The sequence below is a fragment of the Mycobacterium sp. genome (genome assembly GCF_049802695.1).
Lineage (GTDB): Bacteria > Actinomycetota > Actinomycetes > Mycobacteriales > Mycobacteriaceae > Mycobacterium.
On the sequence record NZ_JBARMY010000155.1, the window covers coordinates 1 to 1,502 of the forward strand.

The window sequence follows — 1,502 nt, forward strand, 5'->3', positions numbered from 1 at the left end:
GCGGAAGACCGCACCGGGCGCGCCGCCCGGCCGGTCGATGACGAGCGGTCGGGCTTGCGCTGCTGTTTGGGCGGTTTGCCAGATTTAGCGGGTTTGGCCGATTTGGCGGCTTTGGCAGATCCAGGGCGGTCACGCAGACGGTCGCGCAGCACCTCGACGCGGGTCGGGACGTAAGGCTCGGGCAGCGGCAATCGCAGCAGCCGGGTCATCCGGTCGTCGCGGCCGGCGCGCAGCGCCGCTACCGCCTCCGGTTCGTGACGGGCGGCGCTGGCGATCACACCGATCATCAGAAGCGTTGTCGCCGTCGATGTTCCGCCGGCGGAGATGAGTGGCAGCTGGATACCGGTGACCGGCAGCAGGCCGATCACATAGCCGACGTTGATGAACGACTGACCGATCACCCACATGGTGGTGGCGGCGGTCAGCAACCGCAGGAATGGGTCGGCGGAGCGCCGCGCGATGCGCATCCCGGTGTATCCGAACAGCCCGAACAGCCCCAGCAGGCCGAGCGCTCCGACCAGCCCGAGCTCCTCACCGATGACCGCGAAGATGAAGTCGTTGTGGGCGTTGGGCAGATAGTTCCACTTCGCGGTGCCCTGGCCCAGGCCGTGGCCGAAGACACCACCTTCGGCCAGCGCGAATTTGGCTTGTCGCGCCTGGTAGCCGGAGTCCTGCGGGTCCTGCCCCGGATCGAGCCAGGACCGCACCCGGTCGGACCGGTAGCCGGCGGACACCGCCAGGATGGCGGCTGAGACGACCACCGCGAGCAGCGAACTGAGGAAGACGCGCAGCGGCAGACCGGCATACCACAGCAACGCCAGCAGAATGATGCCCAGCGACACCGTCTGCCCGAGGTCGGGCTGGGCCACGATCAGGCCCAGCGCGATGACGGCGGCCGGCACCAACGGAATCAGCATCTCGCGCAGCGACGCCCGTTCCATGCGCCGGGCGGCCAGCAGGTGCGCACCCCAGATGGCGAACGCGATCTTGGTCAACTCCGATGGCTGCATCGAGAAGCCCGCGATCACGAACCAACCGCGCGAGCCGTTGGCCTCCTTGCCGATGCCGGGCACCAACACCAGCACCAGCAGCAGGATGCTGACCGCGAATCCGGAGAATGCGGTGCGGCGCATGAAGCGCACCGGCACCCGCAGCGCGACGTAGCAGGCCAGCAGGCCGATGATCGTCCACAACACCTGCCGGCCGAAGATCGTCCACGCCGAGCCGTCGTCGTCGTAGGAACGTACCCCCGAGGCCGAGAGCACCATGATCAGACCGAGCGTCGTCAGCAGCGCGGCCACCGCGATGATCAGGTGGAACGACGTCATCGGCCGGCCCAGCCAGGCACCGAAGCGGGCGTGCGGGCCCCGCGGCGCCGTGGCAGGCGCCGGCTCGGGTTCGTCAGCCTCTTGCGGTTTGCGGGCGTCGGTGTCTGCTGCTTCGACGGGCGGCTCTGACGTGGCGGCGTCGTCGTCGGGCTCGCTGTCGGGTGACCCCTGCAC

The 1,502-nt window shown here is 69.0% G+C and carries 1 protein-coding gene; it reads right to left on the bottom strand.

Features of this window, described 5'->3' with window-relative positions:
• Positions 1-1,502: putative lipid II flippase FtsW (gene ftsW, locus WA317_RS06470; RefSeq protein WP_425172250.1), on the bottom strand; the 1,502-nt coding region annotated here is incomplete at its 3' end.